At 59.0% G+C, this 3,663-nt stretch carries 3 protein-coding genes; all 3 read left to right on the top strand.

What is annotated here, in order from left to right; all coding sequences use genetic code 11:
- The first annotated feature begins 170 nt into the window (after positions 1-170).
- The 3 genes from PVW51_RS24060 to PVW51_RS24070 are packed head-to-tail and all read left to right on the top strand — an operon-like array spanning position 171 to position 3,569.
- On the top strand, positions 171-1,799 hold the full coding sequence (locus PVW51_RS24060) for a Mu transposase C-terminal domain-containing protein (protein WP_093455154.1): 1,629 nt from the start codon (positions 171-173) through the stop codon (positions 1,797-1,799).
- The gene (locus PVW51_RS24065) at positions 1,777-2,634 is read left to right on the top strand and encodes a TniB family NTP-binding protein (protein ID WP_071974414.1); all 858 of its coding nucleotides are present in this window, start codon (positions 1,777-1,779) and stop codon (positions 2,632-2,634) included. Before PVW51_RS24060 ends, PVW51_RS24065 begins: the two co-directional genes overlap by 23 nt.
- On the top strand, positions 2,580-3,569 hold the full coding sequence (locus PVW51_RS24070; RefSeq protein ID WP_083545780.1) for a TniQ family protein: 990 nt from the start codon (positions 2,580-2,582) through the stop codon (positions 3,567-3,569). Before PVW51_RS24065 ends, PVW51_RS24070 begins: the two co-directional genes overlap by 55 nt.
- The last annotated feature ends 94 nt before the right edge of the window (positions 3,570-3,663 follow it).

Raw genomic sequence — 3,663 nt, forward strand, 5'->3', positions numbered from 1 at the left:
TGTCACTGTACCCTCATTAATCAGAATTGCCTTTAAAATTATCGTTTGTTTTCAGCGGCACGATGTACCCTTAATTTTCATATTGTACCGTTAATTGCCATACTGTACCCTTTATTAGCATACGGTCAGTTCTGTGGATAAGTGCTGACAGGAATAGGGCAGGGATTGGCGTGGTCAGCGAGCGTCTTGCAAAACATCGAGCAGCAGTCCTCCGTCCGATCCTGGAACTTGAGAAGAAGGGTGAGCCGATCAGTGCGGCAATCGGAGATGCTGCTTGGGAACTAGGTTTGGCGAAGAGCCACACCTGGTCGCTTTACCGCCGTTTGCGCGAGAACGATGGGCGGGCCGCAGCACTGGAACTCAGTCGCCGGGGGCCGAAACCGGGGTCGAAACGGATCGCGCGAGAAGTCGAAGACCTCATCGATGAACGCCTACGGCGCTATTATCTGGTCCGCGAACGCTCCAGCTTTCTGCGAATTTGGCGTGAGATCCGTTCGGAATGCGAGGCAAAGGGCTTCCAGCCACCGGCACGAAAAACGCTGAAAGCTCGGCTCGATGCAATGGACGAGAAAGAGATTGTTAGAAAGCGCCGTGGTGCCAAGGAGGCGAACAAGACTTTTGCGGCACGTCCGGGCCGGCTTGCGGTTGGAACGCCACTGGAAATTGTTCAGATCGATCACACCTTGGCCGACATCATTTTGGTCGATCACGTGGATCGGCGACCGCTTGCGCGCCCATATTTGACGGTAGCCATCGATGTTGCAACCCGGATCGTTCTCGGGGTCTTCGTCAGCTTTGATGCACCATCAGTTCTTTCGATCGCGCTCTGCCTCGATCATTGTGTGCGTCGGAAATCGATCCACGTCCCAGGGAAGCTGGAAGAATTGGTCTGGCCGACATCCGGCATCCCGAAGGCGATCCATGTCGATAACGCGCAGGAGTTCCACAGCGACGCCTTCTCATCGGCCTGCGAAGATTGGGGCATTGCCGTCGAGTACCGCCCGCCTGGTGCAACGCACTTCGGAGGTCATATCGAACGTTTGATCGGAACGGCCATGGGGGCTGTTCATGTTTTGCCCGGGACCACGCAATCCTCCGCTGCCGAGAAGGGCGATTATGACAGCGAGAAACATGCGGCTCTGACCCTGGCCGAGTTCGAGGACTGGCTTCATCTGGAGATTTGCCGCTACCACAATACCCGCCACGAAGCCCTCGGGCGAACGCCGCTGGCCGCTTGGGCTGACTTGGGCGGAGACACTGCGGGGCGGCAGGTTGTCGATGTCGAAGCCTTCCGGACAAGCTTCCTGCCTTTTGAGTTGCGCCAGCTCGGGCGCACTGGGATCACTCTCTTTGGGGTGCACTACTGGAGTGATGCCTTCGCGTCGTTGGTCGGACGGGGCAGCGGCAAGGTGCAGGTGAAGTACGACCCGCGGGACCTGTCGCAGGTCTGGGTTCTCGTCAATGATGGCCGCATGATCCCGGCTCGGTATCGGGATCTGAGCCACCCTCGGATATCGCTTTGGGAAAGTCGTCGGGCGCGGAAGGAATGGCAAGACAGGCATGGCGGTCGGATCAACGAGAAGGCCTTGTTCCAGGTGATCGACGCGCAGAGACGACTGGCCGAGGCGGCGCGTCAGAAGACAAGGACCGCCCGTCTGGAGAGCGAACGCGAGACGCGGCTTCCCAAGCACCAGCCGCGCCGCGATCCGTCCCGAGAAATGTTCGCCATCGACACTGGTAACCCAGACCTCCCCACTTATCCGATTGAAGAGTTTGATGACCCCAGAAGAAAGAATTGACCGCATCCGCAGCGATCATTGGATCGCATTCGACCGTGCCACGATTGTTCTCAACCGATTGACGTCCCTGATGGAAATGCCGCAGCAGAGCCGGATGCCTGGCCTGATGGTCTATGGCAGTTCCGGTATTGGCAAGACGATGATCGCCAAGCGCATGGCCAGCAAGTATCCGACGCAGTACAACGCAGAACTGGGCATCACGAAGACCCCCATCCTGCTGGTTCAGGCGCCGCCAGCGCCGGACGAGCGACGCTTCTACCAGCACATCCTTTCGACGATCGGGGCGCCGATGTGGGGGCGGCATACCGTGTCCGAACTTGAGGTCCGCGCGCTCAGTCATCTTCGGGATATGGACCTGAAGATGCTGATGATCGACGAGGTGCACAATCTGCTTGCCGGTAGTTACCGGGAGCAACGCCGGTTCCTGAACATGCTGCGGTTCTTGGCCAACGATCTCTGTGCCTCGCTTGTCGTTTTCGGTGTCAACGAAGCGCTCGAGGCCGTCCGCGGTGACGACCAACTGGCCCGTCGCCTGGACGAACACTACCTGCCGCTCTGGGAGGACGACGTGGAGTTCTCTCGGCTCATCCAAACGCTGATTGCCGCGATGGCACTTGAGCAGCGGTCGGGCCTCACGGTTGCGTCGCTTCGGACAATCCTGAAAGTGACGGGCGGTGTGACCTCGCGCGTGTTCATCATGATCAAGTCCTTGGCCATCGATGCGATCGAGACGGGTGAGGAGCGGATCACCGATGAGGCCGTTCAGGCCTGGCAGCCGGTATGGGCGAAGCATGCTTGGAGCATTCCGCGCCAACCCATCGCGGAGTTCGGGTGACCGTGAACCCATTGCCGCGTCGACCGCCACCGGTATCCGACGAGCTTCTCTCGAGCTGGATCGGGCGGTTGGCCCGGGCCAATCATTGTTCCGTCGAAGAGCTTTGCGGCTATCTCGGTTTGGGGCAGGGCAGGGTGCCGGAGCATGCGGGTGACCTTGGGCATGTGAACTGGGCTCGGCTATGTCCGGCGGTTCAGCAGACCCGGGATGAGATCGCGGCCATGACCCTCCCGGACACGACGCATCATCCCGCTCAATGCGTATCTAGCGATGACTTCCAAAGTTGCGCAAACTGCTCGAAACAAACCTCGGGACTGGTCCTGCGCCACTGGCGCTTCGCCTGGTCGCTGACTTGCGAAAACTGTGGTCGACCTCTTGTGGCGAGGCATCCGGCCGATGGTCTATCAAACAGGCTACGTGTCCGCGCCGCTCGGGGCGCGGCATTGCTGAAGACGGCGGTTGCCGCCGCCGATCTGAGGCACATGCAGCGGATCAGCCATACGCTGTGCCTCTTACAAGTACTTGAGTTGGTATACAGCGTGCCACTCACGTCGCGGTGTCAACTGGAGCGGTCAATAGCACTCGCAGCTGTCGATGTCTGCTCAGCCCGTCCATTATTGGGAGTGGCCATCTTGCTGCGCGGAAATGAACAAGCATTCTGGGATCTCCGACGCGCCTTTCCTCAGCGCAGACGTTTGATTGAGAAGGTGCGCAAGCTGTCGATGAACCTCGATATGCGACTTCCGCGAAGACGTCGGCAGGAAAGCAGTCCCGTTGACCGATCTGCCAGGGCGACGTCGCCCAAAAAGACGTCTGCGCAGGCCCTAGACGCTGCCCGTCAGGCCATCTCCGAGCTCGGTGCCGATGCAGATCGTCAAGCGCTTCTGGCACGAGCCGATGCAATCTGGAAGCGCCAAAGCTGTGTCAGCCACTGACGCAGCGCCCTGTGGATATATTGCAATTAAGGGTACAGAATCTGCCGAAAACGCTTCCAATCCGCAGAATCTGATTAATTAGGGTACAGTGACA

Origin of the sequence: Sulfitobacter sp. PR48, assembly GCF_028807335.1 — a bacterium.
In the GTDB taxonomy this organism is placed as follows: domain Bacteria; phylum Pseudomonadota; class Alphaproteobacteria; order Rhodobacterales; family Rhodobacteraceae; genus Sulfitobacter.

Coding starts and splice junctions, on each gene's coding strand:
- PVW51_RS24065 (WP_071974414.1), top strand. CDS start 1,777: ATGACCCCAGAAGAAAGAATTGACCGCATCCGCAGCGATCATTGGATC.
- PVW51_RS24070 (WP_083545780.1), top strand. CDS start 2,580: ATGGGCGAAGCATGCTTGGAGCATTCCGCGCCAACCCATCGCGGAGTT.